Consider the following 1880-nt stretch of genomic DNA (forward strand, 5'->3'; position numbering starts at 1 on the left):
GGTGGGGGCCGCGCCGCCGGTGCGGGTGCCGCGCAGCAGGGCGGCCATCGTCGCGGCGACCACCACGGAGCCGATGGCGTAGCCGAGCTCGACCCGTAGCGCGGTGGCGACCGGGGCGAGGGTGGCGACGACCAGCGCGGCCACGCCGACGGCCCAGGCGACGGCCTGCGCCCGGTGCCGGTCGAGGGCGAGCAGCGCCTGGCCGAGGACCATCGCCCAGAGGTAGGCGAGGGTGGCTGCCGCGAGCCAGGCGAAGTCGCCGTGGCCGAGGACGTCGGGCGCGTCGAACAGGGTCTGCACCAGCCACGGGCCGAGCAGGACGGCGAGCACGGCGCCGGTGAGGCCGAGCGCGGTGACGACGCCCAGGGCCCGGCGCAGGAGGCCGTTGAAGGCGGTGCGGTCGCCGGTGGTGGCGGAGGTGGCGAGACCCGGGAGCAGGGACGCCTGCAGCGACGCGAAGACGAACAGCGGGATCCGGACCAGCACCAGCGCGGAGAGCAGGGCGCCGGCGGTGGCCACGTCGGACGGGTCCAGCACCTTGACGTTGATCACGCCGATGTTGACGACGACCTGGGAGAGCAGGCTGGACGCGATGAGCAGACCGAGGCCGCGCAGGAACGAGGCCCAGGCGACGGGGACGCCGCCGCCGATGACCCGCAGGACCGGTGGGGCGGTGACCGCCACGCCGATCAGCGGCGCGGCGATCAGCACCGCGCCGAACCAGACGGGGGAGGTGACGCCGGTCAGACCGAGCAGGGCGACCAGGACGATGCGCAGGCCGCCGTCGACGCCGAGCTGGGCGCCGTACCAGGGGAACAGTTGCAGGCCGGAGAGCACGCCGCGGGTGGTGTGTGCGACGGCGAGCGCGGCGAGCGACCCGATCAGCACGGTGACCATGTCGTTGTCACCGGCGAAGAGCCGGTCGGCGAGCGGCGCCCGGGCGATGACGATCAGCGCGACGATGGCTATGAGCAGACCGAGGGCCAGGGCGGCCCCCCGGGCCAGCACGGGCCCGGGGGTGAGGCCCTGACTGTGCCGGCCGGCGACGAGGCGGGCGACCTCCTGCTCGACGGGCATGAACAGGCCGATGCCGAGCGTGAAGACGATCGTCCAGAGCGCCGCGAGCGACGAGTAGTCCGCCTCGGTGAGGCTGTGCCCGGCGACGGCCAGGTGGACGTAGGAGGCGAGCCCCAGCAGGGCCAGGCCGGCGCCGACGGCGACGGTCCCCGGTGGGACGAGACTCAGGAGCCGGCGGATCACCGGCGAATGAGCGCCAACGTGAGCACGGCGAAGGCGCGACCGAGGTAGATCATTGCCTTGGCCGGGGAGTGGCTGGGAGTGCCCGCCATCCGCTTGCGCATGGCCACCGGCACCTGGCGGATGGTGTAGCCCCGCCGGGCGGTGTGCACCAGCGTCTCGACCGTGTCGCCCAGGTACTCCACCGGGTACCAGGTGGCGAACATGTCGATCACCCGGCGGTTGGCGGCCCGGAAGCCGGAGGTGGTGTCGGTGAGCTTGGTGCGGGCGACACGCGAGAGGACGCCGGAGAGCATGACCATGGCCCAGCGGCGGGGGCCGCGGACGCTGTAGTCGCCCTCGCCGGCGAACCGGGCGCCGATCACCAGGTCGGTCTCGTCGAGCAGGTCGACGAGCTTCGGCACGTACCGGGGGTCGTGCTGGCCGTCGGCGTCGATCTGGATGGCCACGTCGTAGTCGTGGTCGCGGGCGTACCGGTAGCCCAGGCGCATGGCGCCGCCGACGCCGAGGTTGTACGGCAGCTTGGCGACCCGGGAGTGCCGGCGGCAGCGTCGTCGTCGGTCCGGTGGCGGGCCACGTCTGACGGCGGGGCCGGCAGGGCGCGGTCCCGGCCCTTCGTCCCG

The 1880-nt window shown here is 74.1% G+C and carries 2 protein-coding genes; both read right to left on the reverse strand.

Annotated features, from left to right (window positions below):
• Nucleotides 1-1260 (reverse strand): polysaccharide biosynthesis protein (locus tag AB0J68_RS31765; RefSeq protein WP_363942530.1); only part of this gene is annotated, 1260 nt, incomplete at its 3' end.
• A partial coding sequence (locus tag AB0J68_RS31770; RefSeq protein ID WP_363942531.1) for a glycosyltransferase family 2 protein occupies nucleotides 1257-1880 on the reverse strand: 624 nt, incomplete at its 5' end. The genes AB0J68_RS31770 and AB0J68_RS31765, both read right to left, overlap by 4 nt.

This window comes from Micromonospora sp. NPDC049580 (genome assembly GCF_040675595.1).
In the GTDB taxonomy this organism is placed as follows: Bacteria; Actinomycetota; Actinomycetes; order Mycobacteriales; family Micromonosporaceae; genus Micromonospora.